Annotated in this window: 16 protein-coding genes; 11 read left to right on the top strand and 5 right to left on the bottom strand. The window is 61.4% G+C overall.

The window, feature by feature from the left end; translation table 11 throughout:
- Positions 1-77: 77 nt before the first annotated feature.
- The 4 genes from I1M21_RS00620 to I1M21_RS00605 all read right to left on the bottom strand — a co-directional run bounded on the left by I1M21_RS00620 (position 78) and on the right by I1M21_RS00605 (position 4,401).
- Positions 78-1,058, bottom strand: coding sequence for an ABC transporter substrate-binding protein (locus tag I1M21_RS00620; RefSeq protein ID WP_195192010.1), 981 nt, complete (start codon positions 1,056-1,058; stop codon positions 78-80).
- A 160-nt stretch (positions 1,059-1,218) separates the two neighbouring features.
- Entirely contained in the window at positions 1,219-2,004 is a 786-nt protein-coding gene (locus I1M21_RS00615; protein ID WP_195192009.1) for a hypothetical protein, read from the bottom strand.
- Positions 2,005-2,252: 248 nt separating this feature from the next.
- Positions 2,253-3,656: an asparagine--tRNA ligase gene (asnS, locus tag I1M21_RS00610; protein ID WP_022093883.1), complete on the bottom strand. Its 1,404-nt coding sequence runs from the start codon at positions 3,654-3,656 to the stop codon at positions 2,253-2,255.
- A 181-nt stretch (positions 3,657-3,837) separates the two neighbouring features.
- Positions 3,838-4,401 carry a PTS sugar transporter subunit IIA gene (locus I1M21_RS00605; protein ID WP_117583092.1) on the bottom strand — a complete coding sequence of 188 codons (564 nt, stop codon included), beginning with the start codon at positions 4,399-4,401 and terminating at the stop codon, positions 3,838-3,840.
- A 246-nt stretch (positions 4,402-4,647) separates the two neighbouring features.
- Here I1M21_RS00605 and I1M21_RS00600 point away from each other — a divergent pair, with 246 nt between their 5' ends.
- From I1M21_RS00600 to I1M21_RS00575, 6 genes are all read left to right on the top strand, one after another.
- The gene (locus tag I1M21_RS00600) at positions 4,648-5,547 is read left to right on the top strand and encodes an alpha/beta hydrolase (RefSeq protein WP_124785980.1); all 900 of its coding nucleotides are present in this window, start codon (positions 4,648-4,650) and stop codon (positions 5,545-5,547) included.
- 47 nt (positions 5,548-5,594) lie between these two features.
- Positions 5,595-5,915 (top strand): hypothetical protein, encoded by a 321-nt coding sequence (locus tag I1M21_RS00595; protein ID WP_117786142.1) that lies wholly within the window; start codon positions 5,595-5,597, stop codon positions 5,913-5,915.
- 121 nt (positions 5,916-6,036) lie between these two features.
- Complete coding sequence (gene feoB / locus I1M21_RS00590) at positions 6,037-8,397, top strand: ferrous iron transport protein B (protein ID WP_195192008.1); 2,361 nt, start codon at positions 6,037-6,039, stop codon at positions 8,395-8,397.
- A 125-nt stretch (positions 8,398-8,522) separates the two neighbouring features.
- Positions 8,523-9,719: an MFS transporter gene (locus I1M21_RS00585; RefSeq protein ID WP_195192007.1), complete on the top strand. Its 1,197-nt coding sequence runs from the start codon at positions 8,523-8,525 to the stop codon at positions 9,717-9,719.
- A gap of 153 nt (positions 9,720-9,872) precedes the next feature.
- Positions 9,873-11,249, top strand: coding sequence for an alpha-amylase family glycosyl hydrolase (locus I1M21_RS00580; protein WP_195192006.1), 1,377 nt, complete (start codon positions 9,873-9,875; stop codon positions 11,247-11,249).
- Positions 11,250-11,252: 3 nt separating this feature from the next.
- Complete coding sequence (locus I1M21_RS00575) at positions 11,253-11,816, top strand: uracil-DNA glycosylase family protein (RefSeq protein ID WP_195192005.1); 564 nt, start codon at positions 11,253-11,255, stop codon at positions 11,814-11,816.
- Between the two features lies 1 nt (position 11,817).
- Here the strand turns inward: I1M21_RS00575 and I1M21_RS00570 are convergent, their stop codons facing one another.
- Complete coding sequence (locus I1M21_RS00570; protein WP_195192004.1) at positions 11,818-12,480, bottom strand: hypothetical protein; 663 nt, start codon at positions 12,478-12,480, stop codon at positions 11,818-11,820.
- 93 nt (positions 12,481-12,573) lie between these two features.
- Between I1M21_RS00570 and I1M21_RS00565 the strand changes: the two genes are divergently transcribed.
- From I1M21_RS00565 to rpoB, 5 genes are all read left to right on the top strand, one after another.
- On the top strand, positions 12,574-13,710 hold the full coding sequence (locus tag I1M21_RS00565) for a pyridoxal phosphate-dependent aminotransferase (RefSeq protein ID WP_195192003.1): 1,137 nt from the start codon (positions 12,574-12,576) through the stop codon (positions 13,708-13,710).
- A 505-nt stretch (positions 13,711-14,215) separates the two neighbouring features.
- On the top strand, positions 14,216-14,737 hold the full coding sequence (gene rplJ, locus I1M21_RS00560; protein WP_006235004.1) for a 50S ribosomal protein L10: 522 nt from the start codon (positions 14,216-14,218) through the stop codon (positions 14,735-14,737).
- A gap of 102 nt (positions 14,738-14,839) precedes the next feature.
- Complete coding sequence (gene rplL / locus I1M21_RS00555; RefSeq protein WP_006235005.1) at positions 14,840-15,217, top strand: 50S ribosomal protein L7/L12; 378 nt, start codon at positions 14,840-14,842, stop codon at positions 15,215-15,217.
- A 313-nt stretch (positions 15,218-15,530) separates the two neighbouring features.
- Positions 15,531-16,439 (top strand): UTP--glucose-1-phosphate uridylyltransferase, encoded by a 909-nt coding sequence (locus tag I1M21_RS00550; RefSeq protein ID WP_195192002.1) that lies wholly within the window; start codon positions 15,531-15,533, stop codon positions 16,437-16,439.
- Between the two features lie 287 nt (positions 16,440-16,726).
- Complete coding sequence (gene rpoB, locus I1M21_RS00545) at positions 16,727-20,218, top strand: DNA-directed RNA polymerase subunit beta (RefSeq protein ID WP_271762663.1); 3,492 nt, start codon at positions 16,727-16,729, stop codon at positions 20,216-20,218.
- Positions 20,219-20,224 lie beyond the last annotated feature (6 nt).

Genomic DNA, 20,224 nt, shown 5'->3' with positions numbered 1-20,224 from the left:
TCGCCCCTGTGGCTCAGATATTGAATAACACGTCAACGGCGCGAGTGCGTGCCCTAGACGCGCTACCGCGCATGGCGCTACTCGTCCAGAGCGGAAAGATCGATGCCCAGAGCCTCGGCCATCTCGTCGTTCTTGACGACGACCAGGTCTTTGCTTGAGAGGTGCTTGATCGCCATGTCCTCGGGCTTGGCTTCGCCCTTCAGGATCTTGACGGCCATCTCGCCCGCGGCGTAGCCCAGGTCCTCGTAGTTGATGGAGAGGGTGAACACGCCTCCGGCCTTGCACATGCCCTCCTCGCCGGTAACGAAGGGGAGCTTGTTCTCCTTGCAAATCTGGCCGACCTGCGAAGCGCCCGCGGCGATGGTGTTGTCGGTGGGGGAGTACAGCGCGTCGACCTTGCCCACGGCGGACTCGACGACGGACTGGATCTCATTGGAGCTCGAGACGGTGAAGTCGGTGTAGTCCAGGCCCAGCTTGTCGAGCTCCTTCTTGGCGGCCTTGATCTGGACGTCGGAGTTGGACTCGGCGGTGCAGTAGAGCAAGCCGACCTTCTTAACGTCGGGCAGGACCTTCTGCATCATCTCGAGCTGCTCGGCGACCGGAGTGAGGTCGGAGGCGCCAGTGACGTTGGTGCCGGGCTTATCGTTGTCCTGGACCAGGCCCGAGGCGGCGTAGTCGGTGATGGCGCAGCCAACGACGGGGATATCGGCGGTGGCGCCAGCGGCAGCCTGCGCGGCGGGCGTAGCGATGGCATAGATCAGGTCGACGCCATCGCCCACGAACTTGTCGGCGATGGACTTACACGTGGACTGGTCGTTCTGGGCGTTCTTCTGATCGATCTTGACCTTAAGACCGCTCTTCTTGATGGCCTTGACAAAGCCGTCGTTGGCGGCGTCGAGTGCGGAGTGCTCGGTGAGCTGCAGAACGCCGACGGTGTAGTCGGAACCGGCGGCTGCGGAGCCGGAACCAGAGTTGCCGCCGCATCCGGCGAGCGGAGCGAGCGCGAGCAGGCCGGCGGAGACCAGAAGGCTCCTGCGGCTGATGGTGATGTCCTTCATATCATTACCCCCAGTATAAAAATGGCTGGAAACACTGCACTGGGACAAAGTGCAAGTGGAACTATAGTAGCGCTGATGTCCATTTTTACAACAGCCTGGCGGGTTTTTTAATACAGAATCGGATGGGCGGTACGGGTAGTCGAATGGGCGGTGGAGGGTCTTATGCGGCGGAGGAGGCGTCGTCCTCGTCTAGGGCGGCGAAAAGCTTCTTGCCGTCGAGGAGACGTGTGGTGACGTTTCTCATTCGGCCAATCTCTACGGTACGCAACGTGTCATCGGCGCCTCGGGCGTCATAGACCGTTCCCAGCAGATACGAGATGCCATCGCGCTGCCTGATGGCAAAGGGACGGAGTGTCATCCGTGCTGCTTCGGTTTCGCCGCGTGTCGTGACGCTCGAAATATCAAAACTCACCGTGGTTCCGTGGTCGATGGCCTGCTCGACGAGCTCGCACGTGTCGATGCGCTTGATGGGCGTGCGTGTTGCCTTGGTAGCCTTGCTGCCTGCGCTTGGAGCGGGTTCGGGTGTATCGAGGTAGCCGCGAACGTCGGCGCTCGCCATGGCAACTAAGTGCTGCGCCATGCTCTTGCGGATAGCGATAGGTGTGGAGCGGTTGCGCATGACCATACCGTGGAGCCGGATGATCTCTTCATCGGTGAGCGGGCGGGTAAGAAGTTTGTAGCCCACGCCGCGTTTGTACTCAATTTCGTATCCGGCATGGCGAAGCGCGGAGATGGCGGTGTAGATGCTGCGCCGCGCCGCCGAGATGGGCATGCGGGCGGGGTCGTCGGGATGGGCGAGGCGCCGGATCAACTCATCGGAAAGCATGGCTTTGTCCTCGCCGGTGTTTTCGCTTAATAGTTGCAGGATGCGAACGGCGCGATAGGCTGCCATCGAGGCGGCGCCTCTCGTCGTGGTCTCGTAAGTTTCAACAGCGGTTTCGGTCATGGCGTCCACGTCCTTTCCGTTTTGGGTGGCGACGGTATGGAGCCTAGGGCGCGGGGCTTTCCCAGGGGTGCAGGACACTCCGGGCGGTCGGTAGTCGTCGGCAAGCGGCGGGTCGAGTTTTCAACAGCCCTGCTCAACTGACCAAAATCTTGCCAAAAGCTTGACGGATACTGTTGAAAAAAGCGCCCCTCGGCTTGCCGAGAGGCGCTGGCGCGATGTTACATGCGCGTTTTGTGGCGTTGATGCGATTAGAAGTCGGCGTTGCCCACGGTGCGCGGGTGCGGCAGGACGTCGCGGATGTTGCCCACGCCCGTCAGATACATGACCAGACGCTCGAAGCCCAGGCCGTAGCCGGCATGCTTGCAGGAACCGTAGCGGCGCAGGTCAAGGTAGTACTTGTACTGCTCGGGATTCATGCCCAGGTCCTTGATGCGGGCCTCGAGCAGATCCAGGCGCTCCTCGCGCTGGGAGCCGCCGATAATCTCGCCGATACCGGGAACCAGGCAGTCGGCGGCGGCGACGGTCTTGCCGTCCTCGTTCATGCGCATGTAGAACGCCTTGATCTCGGCCGGGTAGTCGGTCACGAAGGTCGGGCGCTTAAAGTGCTCCTCGGTCAGGAAGCGCTCGTGCTCGGTCTGCAGGTCGATGCCCCAGCTGACGGGGTAATCAAACTGGTGGCCAGCAGCGACTGCCTGCTCCAGGATCTCGACGGCCTCGGTGTAGGTAACGCGGGCAAAGTCGGAGTTGGCGACATGGTCCAGGCGCTCGAGCAGACCCTTGTCCACAAACTTGTTGAGCATATTGAGCTCGTCGGGGCAGGTGGCCATAACGTCCTTAAGGACGTACTTGAGCATGGCCTCGGCGTTATCCATGTAGTCGTTAAGGTCGGCAAAAGCCATCTCGGGCTCGATCATCCAAAACTCGGCGGCATGGCGCGTGGTGTTGGAGTTCTCGGCACGGAAGGTGGGGCCAAAGGTGTACACGTCGCCAAAGGCCATGGCAAAGTTCTCGGCATTGAGCTGGCCGGACACGGTGAGGCTTGCATGCTTGCCAAAGAAGTCCTGGCTCCAGTCGACCTCGCCGGACTCGGTGAGGGGCGGATTTTTGGGGTCGAGCGTGGTCACACGGAACATCTCGCCGGCGCCCTCGCAGTCACTCGTGGTGATGATGGGGGTGTTGACGTAGACAAAGCCCTGCTCCTGGAAGAAGCGGTGGATGGCGGCAGCCGCGACAGAGCGGATGCGGAACACGGCGCGGAACAGGTTGGTGCGCGGGCGCAGGTGCTGCTGGGTGCGCAGGAACTCGACGGTTGCGCGCTTCTTCTGCAGCGGGTAATCCGGGGCGCTCGTGCCCTCGACCTCGATGGAGGTGGCAGAAAGCTCGAAAGGCTGGGGCGCATCGGGGGTCAGCTTGACGGTGCCGGTGCAAATGAGTGCGGCCGAGACGTTTTGATGGGCGATCTCGTCGTAGTTGTCGAGTGCCTCGCGGTTCATGACGACCTGCAGGTCGCGGAAGCAGCTGCCGTCGTTGAGCGTAACAAAGCCAAAGTTCTTCATGTCGCGGACGGACTTGACCCAGCCGGCGACGGTGACGGTCTGGCCGCCGAGCGACTCGGCATCGGCATAGAGCTGCGCGATTTTGGTGCGGTTCACGTATCCTCCCATAACGGTTGAATGATAGTTATCCATACAGTTCGATATTCTAGCAGCTCGGCTCATTTGGGCTATACAGATAAGGCATTGGCGGGATGGTTTTTCAAACGAAAAGCGCCCGCGGCCAAATGGTCGCGGGCGCTTGACGAGGCGCCTTTTGGCTGTGTGGCGCGGGGCCTGGCTACTTGGTCTTGGCAACCAGCAGCGGATCGCCAAGCTTGACGAGCGGATTGCCGCCGATAAGCGTGCCAGACTCGCCGACGTGGTCGATGCTCTTGAGGCGGTCGAGCTCAGAGATGATGACGGTCACGATGTCCTCGTGACCGGCGGCCTTGATAGCGTCGCGGTCGAAGCTGATGAGCGGCTGGCCGGCCTTGACCGTGTCGCCCATCTCGACAAAGCGGGCAAAACCCTTACCGTTCATTTCCACGGTGCCCAGGCCAACATGGATGAACACGCGAAGACCGTCCTCGGTGATCATGCCGATGGAGTGGTTGGTGACGGTGGTGGCGCCGATACGGCCGTTAGCGGGGGCGTAAATGGTGCCGGTAATGGGCTCGATGCCGTAGCCCTGGCCGAGCATGCCCGAGGCGATGGTCTCGTCGGGAACCTCACTCAGATTGACGAGCACGCCGTTGACAGGAGCGTAGATGACGCCTTCGCGGGTGGCGAAGCTTGCTGCGGGCGGAACGGACGCCTCGCCCGACGAAGTGAACGTGGACTTGAGCGAATCGAGCAGACCCATAGATGCCTCCAACGTATCAGGCGCGCATGTTGCACGCGTGTGGTTTGCCGGAAACGTTTCGTACGTGTTTCCCAGCACGGTCAGCGCTCCTATTTTACGCTGTCCAACGATACCTCTGAACAGCGATTTTGTGATATATCAGTTGAAGGCCAACTTATTGCGGGGGTGTTTCTGCGCCGCGGGCTCAAGTGGGGTACGCTAAGGTGCGAAAAACGAGTGCGCACGAATCGCACGGAGGGAGCACCTATGATTATTGAGAACCATGCGCTGTGGGGCGAGGAGCCGACCGAGGATTATCCGGCGACGTTTACGTATCTGGGTGCCGAGCCGCTGCCCGACAAGCCCAATGGCCGCCGCCCCGCGGTGATCATCTGCGGCGGAGGCGGGTTTACGCATATCGCTCCGCACGAGCAGGACCCGGTGGCGTTTGCGTTTTTGGACCGCGGCTACCAGGCCTTTGTGCTCAACTATGTGACGAGCGCCACGGGCGACGTGAGCTTTCCGCACCCGCAGGCGGACCTCGCCAAGATGGTCGCTACCGTGCGCGCCAACGCCGACGAGTGGCATGTCGATCCCAAGCGCGTGTGCATCGTGGGTTTCTCGGCGGGCGGCATGATCTGCGCCTCGTTGGCAACGCAGTGGAAGACCGGACCTTTCGCGGGCCTTGCCGGGGCTCGTCCGGAGGATATTCGTCCCGACGCCGTGGTGCTGGGCTATCCGTTGCTCGACCTTGCCTATGTGCGCGATATGCAGACGCGTGACCCGCGCATCGACCTGCGCGTGCCCAAGACGGGTGGCAAGACAGGGCGCGATTTGCTCAACGACTATCTGTCGATGGTGACGGGCGGCGAGGCGACCGATGAGCACCTGGCCGACATTTGCCCTACCACGCACGTTTCGCGCCAGATGCCCCCGACCTTTGTGTGGGGCGTTTCGGACGACAAGACGGCGCCGGTCGCGCAGGTCTACCCGTTTGCGCAGCGCATGGCCGAGGAGGGTGTTGCATGCGAGATGCACGTCTTTGACCAGGGTGGCCACGGCCTTTCGCTCGGCAACGCCAATACCGCGGTCGACAACGAGGACAAGCAGGTTTCCGTCCGTCCCTGGATCCGCCTGGCCTTCCGCTTCCTGGAACGCCATATGTAAAAGTAGACTACTTGCCCGTTTCAAAAAGTCTGCTTAGAGGAGGAGCCATGCTTGAGGGTACGTATGTAGTTTTGGCCCAGACGCCGGTGGGGAGCAAGCGCGGCGAGGTGACGTTTTCACATGGGGTGAACGGCGCGCTCAGGGCAGTACTAAACGTCAGGGGTCTCAATATCGCTCTCTCGGGTGCCCGCGCTGAGTGCGATTTCTTTGAGCTCTCGGGCACTATCTCCCACGTCTTGATGGGCAAGGCGCCCTTTACATGCACGGGGTCGGTTGAGGGTGATCGACTCACTGCTACCGCGCGGTCGGGTTCCATTTCGATCTCGCTGAGCGGTATGCGCAAAGAGCTTTCGGGGCGCACCGCATAAAGTTTGCGCAGGTAAACATCGGTATTTGACTTCATATAATAGTTCAGAGCGCTATCATTTGTCGTTACGAGTTGGTTAGCCCCGGTAAACGGTTAACCGCGTCTAACGAAAGGATGAACGCGTGAAGCTCGATACACTCGAGATTGGAAAGGACGCCGTTGTCGCATCGGTGGCATCGGACGATCAGGCACTCCGACAGCATATTTTGGACATGGGCCTAACGCCGGGCACCGAAGTCACCATGATGAAGTACGCTCCTATGGGCGACCCGCTCGAGATTCGCCTGCGTGGCTACGAGTTGACGCTGCGCAAGGACGATGCTGCTCGCATCGAGCTCGTGGGTGTTCACGACACAGACACGGGTCCGCGCACTAACGCCGCAATCGGCACGACGGAGCACCCGGCACTTGGCGAGGGGACGTATTTGCCCCGTGCGGCAAAAACGGCCGTGCCCGAGGGTGCGCCGCTGCATTTCGCCCTCGCCGGCAACCAAAACTGCGGTAAGACCACGCTGTTCAACCAGCTTACGGGCTCCAACCAACATGTCGGTAACTTTCCCGGCGTGACGGTCGACCGCAAGGACGGCACCATCCGTAACCATCCCGAGGCAAGCGTTACCGACCTGCCCGGCATCTATTCGCTGTCTCCGTACACGGGCGAAGAGATCGTCAGTCGCCAATTTATCCTGGACGAAAACCCCGACGCCATCATCGACATCATCGACGCTACTAATATCGAACGCAACCTGTACCTGACGCTGCAGCTTATGGAGCTCGACCGCCCCATGGTCATCGCGCTCAACATGATGGACGAGGTGACGGCCAACGGCGGCGCCGTGGACGTCAACCTGCTCGAGAGCCTGTTGGGCGTGCCTGTTGTCCCCATTAGCGCTGCCCGCAACGAGGGTATCGGCGAGCTGGTGGATCATGCCTTGCACGTGGCACGGTTCCGCGAGCGCCCCGGTCGCCTGGACTTCTGTGCGCCCGATGGCTCGGACGGCGGTGCACTGCATCGCTGCATCCACGGTATTGCTAACCTGATCGAGGACCATGCCGTGACGGCGCACATCCCGGTGCGCTTTGCGGCGACCAAGCTGGTCGAGGGCGATGAGCTGGTAACCGAGGCGCTTCACCTGAATCGCAATGAGCTCGACGGTATCGAGCACATCATTACCCAGATGGAGGGCGAGGCCGGCACCGACCGCCTATCTGCGCTGGCCGATATGCGTTTTAGCTTTATCGGCGACGTGTGCGGGCGTTGCGTCGTCAAGCCGCACGAGAGCCGCGAGCACGTGCGCTCCGTCAAGATTGACCGCATCCTGACAGGTCGTTACACAGCCATTCCGGCGTTTCTGGTGATCATGGGCCTCGTCTTTTGGCTGACGTTTGGCGTGATCGGCGCGGCGTTGCAGGGACTTATGGAGGACGGCATTGCTGTCATCATTGCCTCGGCCGATGCGGGTCTCAAAGCGTTCGGCACCAACGACGTGGTGCGCTCGCTGGCTGTCGACGGCGTGCTTACGGGCGTGGGCAGCGTGCTGACCTTCCTGCCGATTATCGTCGTGCTCTTCTTGTTCCTCTCCATTCTGGAAGACTCCGGCTACATGGCGCGCGTGGCCTTTGTCATGGATAAGGTATTGCGTCGCTTTGGTCTGTCGGGCCGCAGCTTCGTGCCCATGCTCGTCGGTTTTGGCTGCACCGTGCCGGCTATCATGTCGACCCGTACGCTCCCATCCGAGCACGACCGCAAGATGACGGTCATGCTCACGCCGTTCATGAGCTGTTCGGCCAAGTTGCCGGTCTACGGTCTGCTGTGCGGAGCGTTTTTCCCGCAGGCGACAGTTCCCGCCATGGTTTCGCTCTATCTGATCGGCATCGTGGTCGGCTGCATTGCCGCCCTGGTGCTCAACCGCACGGCATTTAAGGGCGACCCGGTGCCGTTTATCATGGAGCTTCCCAATTACCGTCTGCCGAGCGTCAAGACGACGGTGATGCTGGCATGGGATAAGGCCAAGGACTTTATTACCAAGGCCTTTACCATTATCTTTGCCGCTACCGTGGTCATCTGGTTCCTTCAGACGTTCGACATTCGCTTTAATGTGGTCGCCGATCAGTCGCAAAGCCTGCTTGCGGGTCTCGGCAGCATCATCGCGCCGGCGCTGGCGCCGCTTGGGTTTGGCGATTGGCGAGCATCCACGGCGCTCGTCACCGGACTTATCGCCAAGGAGAGTGTCATCTCGACCCTCACGGTGCTTTTGGGCGCAACGTCGCCCGCGGTGCTGTCAACTATGTTTTCGCCGTTTACCGCTTACGTGTTCCTGGTCTTTACGCTGCTGTACCCGCCCTGCGTGGCGTCCATCGGCGCCGTCAAGAGCGAGCTGGGCGCGCGCTATGCCGTTGCCGTGTTCGCGTTTCAGGTGACGGTCGCCTGGATCGTGGCGTTTGTCGTGCATTCGGCGGGCATATTGCTGGGGTTGGCTTAGCTATTTATTGACGGCGCAACCCCTGTGTATTGAGTTGATTGCGGCCCCGCTTCTGTTGCTGACGGATGCGGGGCCGTTGCTATATAATCGCCCTCCGCTCAAGACAATCGGAGAGGTTTTCCTATATGGCTCAGGCAAGACAAGATGGCATCTCACTCAAGCAGTGGCTCCCGCTTATCGGGCTCGCCTGTTGCGCGTTCGTATTCAACACGTCTGAGTTCATGCCCATCGGCCTTCTGACTGATATTGCCGCGTCGTTCTCGCTCACCGAGGCCCAGGCCGGCATCATGATCTCGGTCTACGCCTGGGGCGTCATGCTGCTGTCGTTGCCGCTTATGGTGTTCGCCTCGCGCTTCGAGTTCAAGCGCATGCTGCTCGGCGTGCTTGCCGTGTTCTCGCTGGGCCAGTTCCTGTCCGCCGTGGCGCCCACCTATCCTATTTTGGTTTGCGCGCGTCTGGTGGTCGCCTGCGCGCATGCCGTGTTCTGGTCGGTCGCCTCGATCATGGCCTCGCGCCTGGTCGACAGTCGCCACGGGGCGCTCGCCATTAGCATGATCGCCACGGGCTCGTCCATCGCGCAGATCTTTGGCCTGCCTATCGGCCGCGCCATCGGGCTGGCCGTGGGCTGGCGCATGACATTCGCCGTGGTCGGGGTCCTCTCGGCTGTCGCGGTCGTCTACCAGGCCGCGGTGTTCCCGGCCATGCCGGTGGGCGAGCGCTTTACGCTCAAACAGCTGCCCGAGCTGCTCAAGAATCCGTTCCTCATCGCGCTTTATGCGGTCACGGTCTTTATGGCGACCGGCTATTATGCGGGTTACAGCTATATCGAGCCCTTCTTGGCACAGGTCGCGCACGTCGACGCAAGCGCTATTACCATGACGCTGACGGCGTTTGGCTGCTCCGGTCTGCTCGGAAGCTGGCTGTTTGGCCGCCTGTTCGATGGGCATCGCTTCCCGTTCTTGGCTATCACGCTCTCCGGCGTGCCGGTGGCTCTGCTGCTCATGGGTCCGGTTGCACCGTCGCTCGTCGCCGTTCTCGCTGTTTGCGCGCTATGGGGCTGCTGCGCCACGGCCTTTAACGTGGCGTTTCAGGCCGAGCTCATCAAGTACACACCGGCGGATTCGTCGGCCGTCGCCATGTCGATCTTCTCGGGCCTGTTCAATCTGGGTATCGGCACGGGCACCGCAATCGGTGGCGCCGTGGTTTCGGGTCCCGGTATCGCTTGGATTGGCTTCGCGGGCGGGGCGATTACCGTCGTGGGCGTCATCCTCGCCATCACCGTACTGTTCCCGGCCATACGCCGTGCAAAGCCTGTCGCCTAATCATGTTCCCTCATCAGTTGCGGTGGAATAGTTCCTGGTTAAGGCCTCTGAAGGCTCAAACAGGAACTATTCCACCGCAACTTATTTTGGGGAAGAGGATACAAGCTGGGCATACAATGGATATCGTTGTGTTGAGCTTACCGGGAGGTTGCTATGTGGGCATACGAGACGACGTTCTATCAGATCTATCCGCTGGGCTTTTGCGGAGCTCCGCGCGAAAACGCCGCGCCCGTTGCCGAGGACGAACTCTCCCAAGCTGCCGGCACTGCACCCAACCCCGATGCCCCCATCATGAAAATCGCCCAATGGGCCGATTACCTGCAGGAACTCGGTATTGGCGCTGTGCTCATCAACCCGCCGCTCGAGTCTGATAGCCACGGCTACGATACGCGCAGCCTGCGCCATCTCGACCGTCGCCTGGGCGGGGATGCCGATTTTGCCGCCGTGTGCGAGACGCTGCATGCCCATGGCATTCGCGTGGTGCTCGATGCCGTCTTCAACCACGTCGGTCGCGGCTTTTGGGCTTTCCGCGATGTGCAGGAGCGCAAGTGGGACTCGCCCTACAAGGACTGGTTCCACATCAGCTTTGACGGCGACTCCTGCTATGGCGACGGCTTTTGGTACGAGGGCTGGGAAGGTCATTTTGAGCTTGTGAAGCTCAACCTGCAAAATCCCGCCGTGGTCGATTACCTGCTTGAGTCTGTGCGCCGCTGGGCCGAGGTCTTTGGCGTCGACGGCCTGCGCCTGGACGTTGCCTATATGCTCGACCGCGACTTTATGCGTCACCTGCACGCCTTTACCCGTGAGCTCAGGCCCGACTTTGTGCTGATCGGCGAGACGCTCCACGGCGACTACAACCAAATCGTCAACGACGAGATGCTCGACTCCTGCACCAACTACGAGTGCTACAAGGGTCTGTACTCCAGCTTTAACTCGGTCAACATGTTCGAGATCGCCCATTCGCTGCACCGCCAGTTTGGCGGCGATCCGTGGTGCATCTACCGCGGCAAACATCTGCTGTCGTTTGTCGACAACCACGACGTGCCGCGCCTGGCGAGCATCCTCACCGACAAGTCGTGCCTGCGTCCCGCCTATGGCATGCTCTTTGGCATGCCGGGCATCCCGTGCGTCTACTATGGCAGCGAGTGGGGAATTGCCGGCGAAAAGGGTGGCCCCGATGGCGACTGGGCACTGCGACCTGCGCTCAATGAGCCTGCGCCCAACGAGCTGACGGCGTTCATCACGCAACTCGCACACCTTCGCTCGGCCGACGACGCGGCTGCCCGTGCTCTCAGCTACGGTGCCTATCGCAACGTGGTGATCCAGAACAAGCAGCTGCTGTTCGAGCGCGCCTGTGACGGCGCGACGGTACTCGTGGCGGTGAATGCCGTGGGTGAGCCTTACACCTTTGGCGCCGGCGAACTCAACGGGTCCTTTGTCGACCTGCTTGCCGACGGCGTGCCCACGGTCGAGCTGGCTGGCTCCCTTGAGCTTGCGCCCTACGAGGTGCGCTATCTGTTGAGGGCCTAGCCCATGGCCGTGTCTGACGAGGATTATCAACATATTGAGCATGGGTTTGAGCCTGTGTTCGACCAGCACTCGCGCGTTTTGGTGCTCGGGTCGTTTCCCTCGGTGCTTTCGCGCGCCAATGCCTTTTATTACGGCAACCCTCAGAATCGCTTTTGGCGCGTGATGGCCGCGTGCCTCGGTGTGCCTGTGCCACCCAACGAGGGCGACCCTTTGGCAAGTGGTGAGCCCGCGACGCTCGATGCTTCCATTGCCGCCAAGCGGGTCATGCTGCTGAACGGCGGCGTGGCCCTGTGGGATGCAATCGAGAGCTGCGACATTAAGGGCTCGAGCGACGCGAGCATTCGCAACGTTGTGCCGGCACATATCGAGCGCATTACCGATGTCGCGTCGATCGAGGTCGTTGTCTGTAACGGCGGTACGGCAGGGCGACTCTACAAACGCTACTTGCAAGATCGGACGGGGCTGCCTGCCATCGTCCTGCCCTCGACAAGTCCCGCCAATGCCGCCTGGCGCCTGGAGCGTCTTGTTGAGCGTTGGCACGAAGCCGTCGACTGGGCTGTTATTTAATTTAGATTTTTGTTTGAGCGTGGGCGCCCAGACGTTTCAGAACACCTCGCCAGATCGGCGCGGGCACGGCTGGCTCGGCGCAAACCATGCCGTCGGCGTCGACGTTGGCGGCATTGCCGCCGCCAAGTCGCTGTGCATGCTCGACGGAGCAGCCCATGCGCACAGCGCCCACAAGCTTATCCATCGCTTCCGAAAACGGTCGCCGCAAGAGTCCCATGCGCGGGGAGCGACGAAGCGCCGCAATGCCGCTGCCGGCGCAGATGGCAACGCCGCCACACCACAATTGGTCATGGCGCTCACATGCCTTGTGCAGGCGAACGGCGGCTTCACGCGCCTGCTCAGCGCCCTGTTGTGCGGCTCGAATCACGGCATAGACACGTGTTCCCGTACTGCCAAAGCGCTCAAGCGCCTGCTCGATAGCAGTCAACGTCTCATCGTCAGCCATATCTTCAATGGCCAGCACGATGCCATCGGCAACGCTGCCGGCGTCATTTGCCTTCAAGTCGACCGAGTGGGGGAGTGCGGTGCCGGAAAACCGGGCATAGGCCGCGATGGCATCCTGCAGGTCCCAGAGCAAAAAATCAAGATCGGCGCTATTGGGAATGCTGATATACGCAATGGTTTGCAGTGTTTTTGGTACGTCGCCACGCGCGGTCGTCTCCATGTCATCTCCTTTCCGGCTCGTTTCCGTTTAGGTTACACCGTCTGGCGGCGCCCCGCCGCGCTATCCTAGTGCAACCCTTACGAAAGGAACGCCATGCGACTGCCCATGAATACCTCGCTTGCCACGCTCAAGCCCTCCGGTATCCGCCGGATCAACGCGCTCGCCGCCCAGCACCCGGGGTGCATCGCGCTTGCGCTTGGCGAGCCCGATTTTCCCACGCCCGATGTGATTAGCGCCGAGGTGACTGCTTCGTTGGGCCGCGGTGACACGCACTATCCGCCCAACAACGGTCGCCCCGCCCTGCGTGAGGCGTTGTCTGCTTATATGGGGGACGCGGGCCTTATGTTTTCGGCCGACGAGGTCATCCTGACCGACGGTGCGACCGAGGCACTGTCGGCAACATTCATGGCTATGCTCAACCCCGGCGACGAGGTCATTATCCCCACGCCTGCCTTTGGCCTGTACGAAAGCATCGTCGTGGCCAACCATGCCAAGGCGGTCTTTTTGGATACGGAGCCTGCGCAATTCCAGATTGACGAGGACGCACTTCGTGCTTGCGTGACGCCGGCGACCAAGGCCATTGTCATCTGCACGCCCAACAATCCTACAGGCTGCATCCTCAACGCGGCATCGCTCGACGCCGTGGCACACGTGGCAGAACAGGCGGGCATCTACGTGGTCTGCGACGACGTATACAACCGCCTGGTTTATGTGGATGGCTACGAGCGCTTTGCCCAGCGCCACCCGGCGCTTCGCGATCAGACGGTAGTTATCGAAAGCTTCTCCAAGCCCTGGGCCATGACCGGCTGGCGCTTGGGCTGGCTTGCAGCGGCAGGGCCCGTCATCGCCGAGGTCGCCAAGGCTCACCAATACCTAGTATCGAGCGCCGTCTCCTTCGAGATGGACGCCGCAGCCCGAGCCCTGACCGTCGACCCAACCCCCATGCTCAAAGTCTACCGAGCCCGCCGCGAACGCGCACTCGCCGCCTTAGACGACATGGGCCTCGACGTAGTAGAGCCAGCAGGAGCCTTCTACACTTTCCCGAGCATCAAAAAGTTCGGCCTTGTCAGCGAAGACTTCTGCATCAAAGCCATCAAAGAGGCCAACGTAGCCCTAGTCCCCGGAAACTGCTTCGGCACCGAAGGCCACATCCGCCTCAGCTACTGCGTCTCCGACAAAGACCTAGACGAAGGCCTCCACCGCCTGTCCACCTTCATTTCAACCCTGTAGCCATCAGGGACGCAACACATCAGCCCACCGACTTAAGGCTTATGAGTGGGGGCGCCGGCCAACGGGAAACCGGGCTGCCCCAAAGTCACCGCAGGCCGCGCCGCCGAAGGCCGGGCGCAAGGTTTTCGTAGATTCCGCACGAGCCGAAGAGCACTTAATGTGCTCTTCGTGCGAGCCCAGGACCTGACCGAGCGAAAACCTTGCGCCCGGCCTTCGGCGGTGCGGCCGGATGGTGGAATTGTGTGCAGCCCGGTTTCTCGTTGACCGACGCCGGGGTCCCCGCCATAATACTTTCGGTTCACGCACGAATCCGCTGCCAGAGACAGCCGGCGCAAACGGGTCTTACCCGCGAGCTTAATGGGATATCCCGCCAGCCGAGGTGGTCGAGTAGATATGTCTTCTCGCCCCCGTCGCTCATGCAGCGCGGGGGCTTTCTTTTTGGACATGCCCCCGTCACGTCCTTGTGGCGGACCGTGCCCGGAAAGAATTCGAGGAGGTGTAATTCATGCCCCAGCAGTACAAAATCGACAAGGTTGCAGAGATCGAGTCCCGTATCGCCGAGAACGCCGGTCTGTTCGTCGTCAACTACAACGGTCTGACGGTTAAGCAGGCTCAGGAGCTGCGTCATCAGCTTCGCGAGTGCGGCGCCGAGATGAAGGTCTACAAGAACAACCTGGTCAAGATCGCACTCAAGAACCAGGAGCAGCCCGAGCTCGACGAGATCCTCGCCGGCCCCGTCGCTTATGTGTTCTACGAGTCCGAGCCGGTCGAGGCCGCTAAGGCCCTTAAGGACTTCTCCGCTAAGTCCAAGGGCGTCCTTGAGATCAAGGGCGGTATCTCCGACGGCAAGGCCGTTTCCGCTGATGATGTTAAGGCTATCGCCGAGCTGCCCACCAAGGACCAGCTTCTCGGCCAGATCGCCGGTCTCATCTCCGGTTTCGCTCGCGACATCGCTGTCTGCGTCAACGGCGTTTCCTCTGGTCTCGCTCGTTCGATCCAGCAGGTCTCCGAGCAGAAGGCAGCCTAGTCGCTGTTTTCACTCGCGGCGGCAACGCCGCACCCTTGGCGCATTCGCGCCGTGTTTTAACTGATCTCCGTGCATCCGCACGGAAACCGAAAGGACTTAGAAATGGCTAAGCTTACCACCGATGAGATCATCGATGCTCTTAAGGAAATGACCCTTCTCGAGGCTTCCGAGCTCGTCAAGGCTATCGAGGACACCTTCGGCGTTTCCGCCGCTGCTCCTGCCGCTGTTGTCGCCGCTCCTGCTGCTGGCGCTGCTGAGGCCGAGGAGAAGACCGAGTTTGACGTCGTGCTCGAGGGCTTCGGCGACAACAAGATCCAGGTCATCAAGGCCGTCCGTGAGCTCACCAACCTTGGCCTGAAGGAGGCCAAGGAGGTCGTCGAGGGCGCTCCCAAGGCTGTTCTCGAGGGTGCCAAGAAGGAGGACGCCGAGGCTGCCAAGGAGAAGCTCGAGGCTGCTGGCGCTGCTGTCACCCTCAAGTAATCAGGCTCTCTCGCCAGATTTCTTTGCAGACGGGGTTCGCATTGCGAGCCCCGTCTTTTTTGTATTGGCCCCTCATTCTCATTACTCAGCACGCAGAACACCGTTGTCTTCGCCGTGCCAATCCCGTTACCGCTGGGGCGTAAAATTGCACCATTCGAGCAATAATTTGCGTTGACCTGCTGAAGAATTGCGTTTGCCTTACGGCGACGTATGTCTCCGGCGGTAAGATACTTCGGTATCGCAATTTGGTCTGCGGCCGCCGTGTCGCACGCATAGGGCGCATTCTGCGCCTGCGAAAGGATCCTTGAATAACATGAAGGCAATCATCCCCGCCGCCGGTCTTGGCACGCGTTTTCTGCCTGGCACTAAGTGCACGCCCAAAGAGATGCTGCCGGTGCTCGACAAGCCGGTCATTCAGTATGTCGTTGAGGAGGCACTCGACCCCGAGGAGGTCGACGACGCCATCATCGTTACCTCTCCCGGTAAGCCCGAGCTGCTGAGCTACTTCCAGCCCGACCGTTCGCTCGAGAACCTGCTGCGCGAGCGCGGCAAGAATGCCTATGCCGATGCTGTCGCCCACGCTGGCGGTATGCCGGTCGACTTCCGCTATCAGTACGAGCCCAAGGGCCTCGGCCATGCTATCCGCTCTGCTGCCGACGCCGTGGCAGGGGAGAACTTCCTGGTTCTTCTGGGCGACTACGTTGTGCCTAACCGTGACATTTGCGACAAGATGCTCGCGGTTTCCAAGGAGCACGGTGGCGCTTCGGTTATCGCCGTCGCTGCTTGCTCGCCCGAGGAAGTCAGCCGCTACGGCGTTATCGCCGGCGATCGCGTTGGCTCGCTCGAGGGCTTCGAGAATGCTGCCGACGACGAGCCCGGTGCCGTTTGGCGCATCGGCGGTCTGGTCGAGAAGCCCGCTCCCGAGGCGGCTCCGTCCAACCTGTACATCGTCGGCCGCTATCTGCTGAGCCCGCTGGTCATGGACCTGCTCGCCGATCAGCAGGCCGGCAAGGGCGGCGAGATTCAACTCACCGACGCCATGGCTCGCTCGCTTGACCGTGAGGCCATGTACGCTGTCGTCATCGACCCGCTGTCGGGCTACGACACCGGCACTCCCTCTGGCTGGATGGCCACTAACGCCCTCATGGCTGCAAGCGACCCCCGCTTTGCAAGCGCCTTCTGGGACGCCATCGACGAGCGCGGCGGATTGATGCGCAAGTAAGCCTTCGGGCATCGACATTTACGGGCGTGGACCTCGGTTCGCGCCCGTTTTTTATAAGAGCTGCGATTTCCGGCTCTCTGTTCACAGAAAATATATGAACAGATGTTCGACACACATACATCTACCTGCGTGTTTTCTGTCGAAAAACTTTGCTACTCCAAAAACTCAATCGCGTCAAGGCTTTTCTTGCCCAACGGTCGGTACCTGATAAACTATTAGGTTGCGATAACTGGCGAAGCTATGCCTCGCCAACCCACCGAGCATTTCCGTGAAGGAGGAAAAACCTGGTGACCTACGCATACACTGCCACTGAGCGCAAGCGCGTCAGCTTCGGGAAAATCCCGGAGGCCATGGAGCTCCCCAACCTTATCTCTGTTCAAAGGGAATCCTTTGAGCGTTTTAAGGACGAGGGCCTTCGTGAGGCGTTCAAGGAATCCAGCCCCATCCAGAGCCAGAACCATGTTCTCGAGGTTACCTTCGGCGAGCATCAGTTCGGCGACCCCGCGCACACCGTCGAGGAGTGCCGCGAGAAGGACATGACCTATCAGGCCCCGCTTCTGACCGACGTCCGTCTCACCAACAAGGAGACCGGCGAGATCAAGGAGCAGCTCGTCTTTATGGGCGACTTCCCCATGATGACCGATCAGGGCACCTTCATCATCAACGGTACCGAGCGTATCGTCGTTTCGCAGCTCGTCCGTTCCCCGGGTGTGTACTACAGCTCCGAGATGGATTCGGGCAAGCAGATCTACAAGGCCCAGATCATCCCGTCCCGCGGTGCCTGGCTCGAGTTTGAGGTCGACAAGCGCGACCAGCTCATGGTCTCCATTGACCGTAAGCGCAAGCAGAGCGCCACGATGTTCCTGCGCGCCCTTGGCATTGCCGTCACCAACGACGACATCCTCGAGCTGCTCGGCAACTCCGATGTGATCAAGCGCACCCTGGAGCGCGATACCGCCCTCACCCGTGAGGATGCCCTTATCGAGATCTACCGTCGCCTGCGCCCGGGCGAGCCTCCCACCGTGGACGCTTCCCGCAGCCTGCTCGAGGGCCTGCTCTTTAACCCGCAGCGCTACGATCTGGCCCGCGTCGGTCGTTACAAGGTCAAAAAGAAGCTCAACCTCACCACCGAGGAAGAGGTCACGGTGCTCACCGACGAGGATATCGTCGCGACGCTGCGCTACCTGCTGTCCCTCGCTGCCGGCGAGCAGGGCTTCAAGGTCGACGACATCGACCACTTTGGCAACCGCCGCATCCGTACCGTCGGCGAGCTCGTCGCCAACCAGTTCCGTATCGGCATGAGCCGTATGGAGCGCGTCGTCCGTGAGCGCATGAGCTCCCAGGACATCGACGAGATCACCCCGCAGTCGCTCATCAACATCCGCCCGATCGTGGCCTCCATCAAGGAGTTCTTCGGTTCCTCGCAGCTCTCGCAGTTCATGGACCAGGCGAACCCCCTGACCGGTCTGACCCACAAGCGCCGCCTGTCCGCACTCGGCCCTGGCGGTCTTGCCGGCCACAAGTCCGGCTCCAGCCGCCGCACCAACGTGCCGACGGCCGTCCGCGACGTTCACAACTCGCACTACAGCCGCATGTGCCCGATCGAGACCCCCGAAGGCCCCAACATCGGCCTGATCGGCTCGCTCGCCCTCTACGCCCGCGTCAACGAGTACGGCTTCATCGAGGCTCCGTTCCGTCGCGTCGAGAACGGCGTTGCCACCGACCAGATCGACTGGATGACCGCTGACGAGGAAGAGAAGCACGTCATCGCGCCGGCCAACACGCCGCTCGATCCCAAGACCAACGAGTTCATCACGACCGATGCCGAGGGCAAGATCGTTCGTCCGCACACCGTGATTGCCCGTACCCGCGACTTCGACGGCTCCTTCGGCGCTCCCGCCGACGTGCCCGTCGAGGACGTCGACTACATGGACGTCTCGCCGCGTCAGATGCTCTCCGTCGCAGCCACGCTGATCCCGTTCCTCGAGCACGACGACGCCAAGCGTACGCTGATGGGCGCTAACATGCAGCGTCAGGCCGTGCCGCTGGTTCACCCTGCCGCTCCCTATGTCGGTACCGGCATGGAGCGTCGCGCCGCTCTGGACTCCGGCGAGGTCACCCTGGCCAAGAACGCCGGCGAGGTCATCTTTGCCGACGCTGCCAAGATCATCGTCAAGCATGCCGGCGGCATGGACGAGTATCACCTGGCCAAGTACCAGCGCTCCAACCAGTCCACCTGCATCAACCACCGTCCGCTCGTGCGCGTCGGTGACACCGTTGAGCAGGGCGAGCCCCTGGCTGACGGTCCTTCGACCGATCATGGCGAGCTCGCACTGGGCCAGAACCTCACCGTGGCCTACATGCCGTGGGAAGGCTTTAACTACGAGGACGGTATCGTCGTGTCCGAGCGCCTGGTGGCCGAGGACCTGCTGACGACCATCAACATCACCCGTCACGAGATCGATGCCCGCGACACCAAGCTCGGCCCCGAGGAGATCACCCGCGAGATCCCGAACCTCTCCGAGGACATGCTTGCCAACCTCGACGAGGACGGCATCATCCGCATCGGCGCCGAGGTCGGTCCTGGCGACATCCTGGTCGGCAAGGTTACGCCTAAGGGCGAGAGCGCTCTGACCGCCGAGGAGCGCCTGCTGCGCGCCATCTTCGGTGCAAAGGCCCACGACGTCCGCGACACCTCCCTTAAGATGCCTCACGGCGCTTACGGCCGCGTCATCGACGTCGTCCGCTTTAGCCGCGAGAACGGCGACGATCTGGCTCCCGGCGTCAACGAGCAGGTGCGCGTCTACGTCGCCCAGCGTCGTAAGATCCAGCAGGGCGATAAGATCGCCGGCCGCCACGGCAACAAGGGTGTTATCTGCAACGTTCTGCCGGTCGAGGACATGCCCTACATGGCTGACGGTACCCCGATCGACGTTATCCTCAACCCGCTGGGCGTTCCTTCGCGTATGAACGTCGGCCAGCTGCTCGAGTGCCACCTTGGCTGGGCTGCTGCCTGCGGTTGGGATACCGAGCAGGCCGACTCCGACAAGTACGTCCCCGGTCCGTTCTTCACCGCCACGCCCGTCTTCGACGGCGCCAAGGAGGACGAGATCGCCGAGGTCATTCGTCGTGCTAACAAGAACATGCTCAACAAGGCCACCGCTGCCTTTGGCGATCACATGCGTCCCGAGTTCGTCACCCAGCTTGACGAGCGCGGCAAGACCCGCCTGTTCGACGGCCGCACCGGCGAGGAGTTCCGCGAGCCCATTACCGTGGGTACGTCCTACATCCTCAAGCTCGGCCACATGGTCGACGACAAGATCCACGCCCGTTCGACCGGCCCTTACAGCCTGGTTACCCAGCAGCCTCTGGGCGGCAAGGCCCAGTTCGGCGGCCAGCGCTTCGGCGAGATGGAAGTTTGGGCACTGTACGCTTACGGTGCTTCCAACGTCCTGCAGGAGATCCTGACCGTCAAGTCCGACGATACCGTGGGTCGCGTTAAGACTTACGAGTCCATCGTCAAGGGCGAGAACGTTCCTGTCCCGGGTATCCCCGAGTCCTTCAAGGTTCTCGTCAAGGAGATCCGTTCCCTCGCACTGGACATCGAGCCCATGCACGATGCCGACGAGGACGTCTCCGCCCCTGTGACCGCCGAGGAGACCTCTGCTCTCGACGACTTGGCTGCGCTCGCCGGCGTTGACGCCGACGTCGAGGCCCAGGATGCCGAGACCGCCGAGGCACCCGAGGCTGTCGCCGCCACGACCACTGATAAGGAGTAGTTGACT

The organism is Collinsella aerofaciens (genome assembly GCF_015546965.1).
Taxonomy (GTDB): Bacteria; Actinomycetota; Coriobacteriia; order Coriobacteriales; family Coriobacteriaceae; genus Collinsella; species Collinsella aerofaciens_X.
Note: the sequence above shows the minus strand (reverse complement) of the source record. Positions and strands in the feature narration are given on the sequence as shown.

Bases quoted from the DNA above. Each gene is read 5' to 3' on its own strand.
- I1M21_RS00570 (WP_195192004.1), bottom strand. From the start codon at position 12,480: ATGGAGACGACCGCGCGTGGCGACGTACCAAAAACACTGCAAACCATT.
- I1M21_RS00595 (WP_117786142.1), top strand. From the start codon at position 5,595: ATGCTTGAGGGTACGTATGTAGTTTTGGCCCAGACGCCGGTGGGGAGC.
- I1M21_RS00580 (WP_195192006.1), top strand. From the start codon at position 9,873: ATGTGGGCATACGAGACGACGTTCTATCAGATCTATCCGCTGGGCTTT.
- I1M21_RS00585 (WP_195192007.1), top strand. From the start codon at position 8,523: ATGGCTCAGGCAAGACAAGATGGCATCTCACTCAAGCAGTGGCTCCCG.
- rplJ (WP_006235004.1), top strand. From the start codon at position 14,216: ATGCCCCAGCAGTACAAAATCGACAAGGTTGCAGAGATCGAGTCCCGT.
- I1M21_RS00550 (WP_195192002.1), top strand. From the start codon at position 15,531: ATGAAGGCAATCATCCCCGCCGCCGGTCTTGGCACGCGTTTTCTGCCT.
- rplL (WP_006235005.1), top strand. From the start codon at position 14,840: ATGGCTAAGCTTACCACCGATGAGATCATCGATGCTCTTAAGGAAATG.
- I1M21_RS00615 (WP_195192009.1), bottom strand. From the start codon at position 2,004: ATGACCGAAACCGCTGTTGAAACTTACGAGACCACGACGAGAGGCGCC.
- I1M21_RS00575 (WP_195192005.1), top strand. From the start codon at position 11,253: ATGGCCGTGTCTGACGAGGATTATCAACATATTGAGCATGGGTTTGAG.
- I1M21_RS00605 (WP_117583092.1), bottom strand. From the start codon at position 4,401: ATGGGTCTGCTCGATTCGCTCAAGTCCACGTTCACTTCGTCGGGCGAG.
- I1M21_RS00565 (WP_195192003.1), top strand. From the start codon at position 12,574: ATGCGACTGCCCATGAATACCTCGCTTGCCACGCTCAAGCCCTCCGGT.
- I1M21_RS00620 (WP_195192010.1), bottom strand. From the start codon at position 1,058: ATGAAGGACATCACCATCAGCCGCAGGAGCCTTCTGGTCTCCGCCGGC.
- I1M21_RS00600 (WP_124785980.1), top strand. From the start codon at position 4,648: ATGATTATTGAGAACCATGCGCTGTGGGGCGAGGAGCCGACCGAGGAT.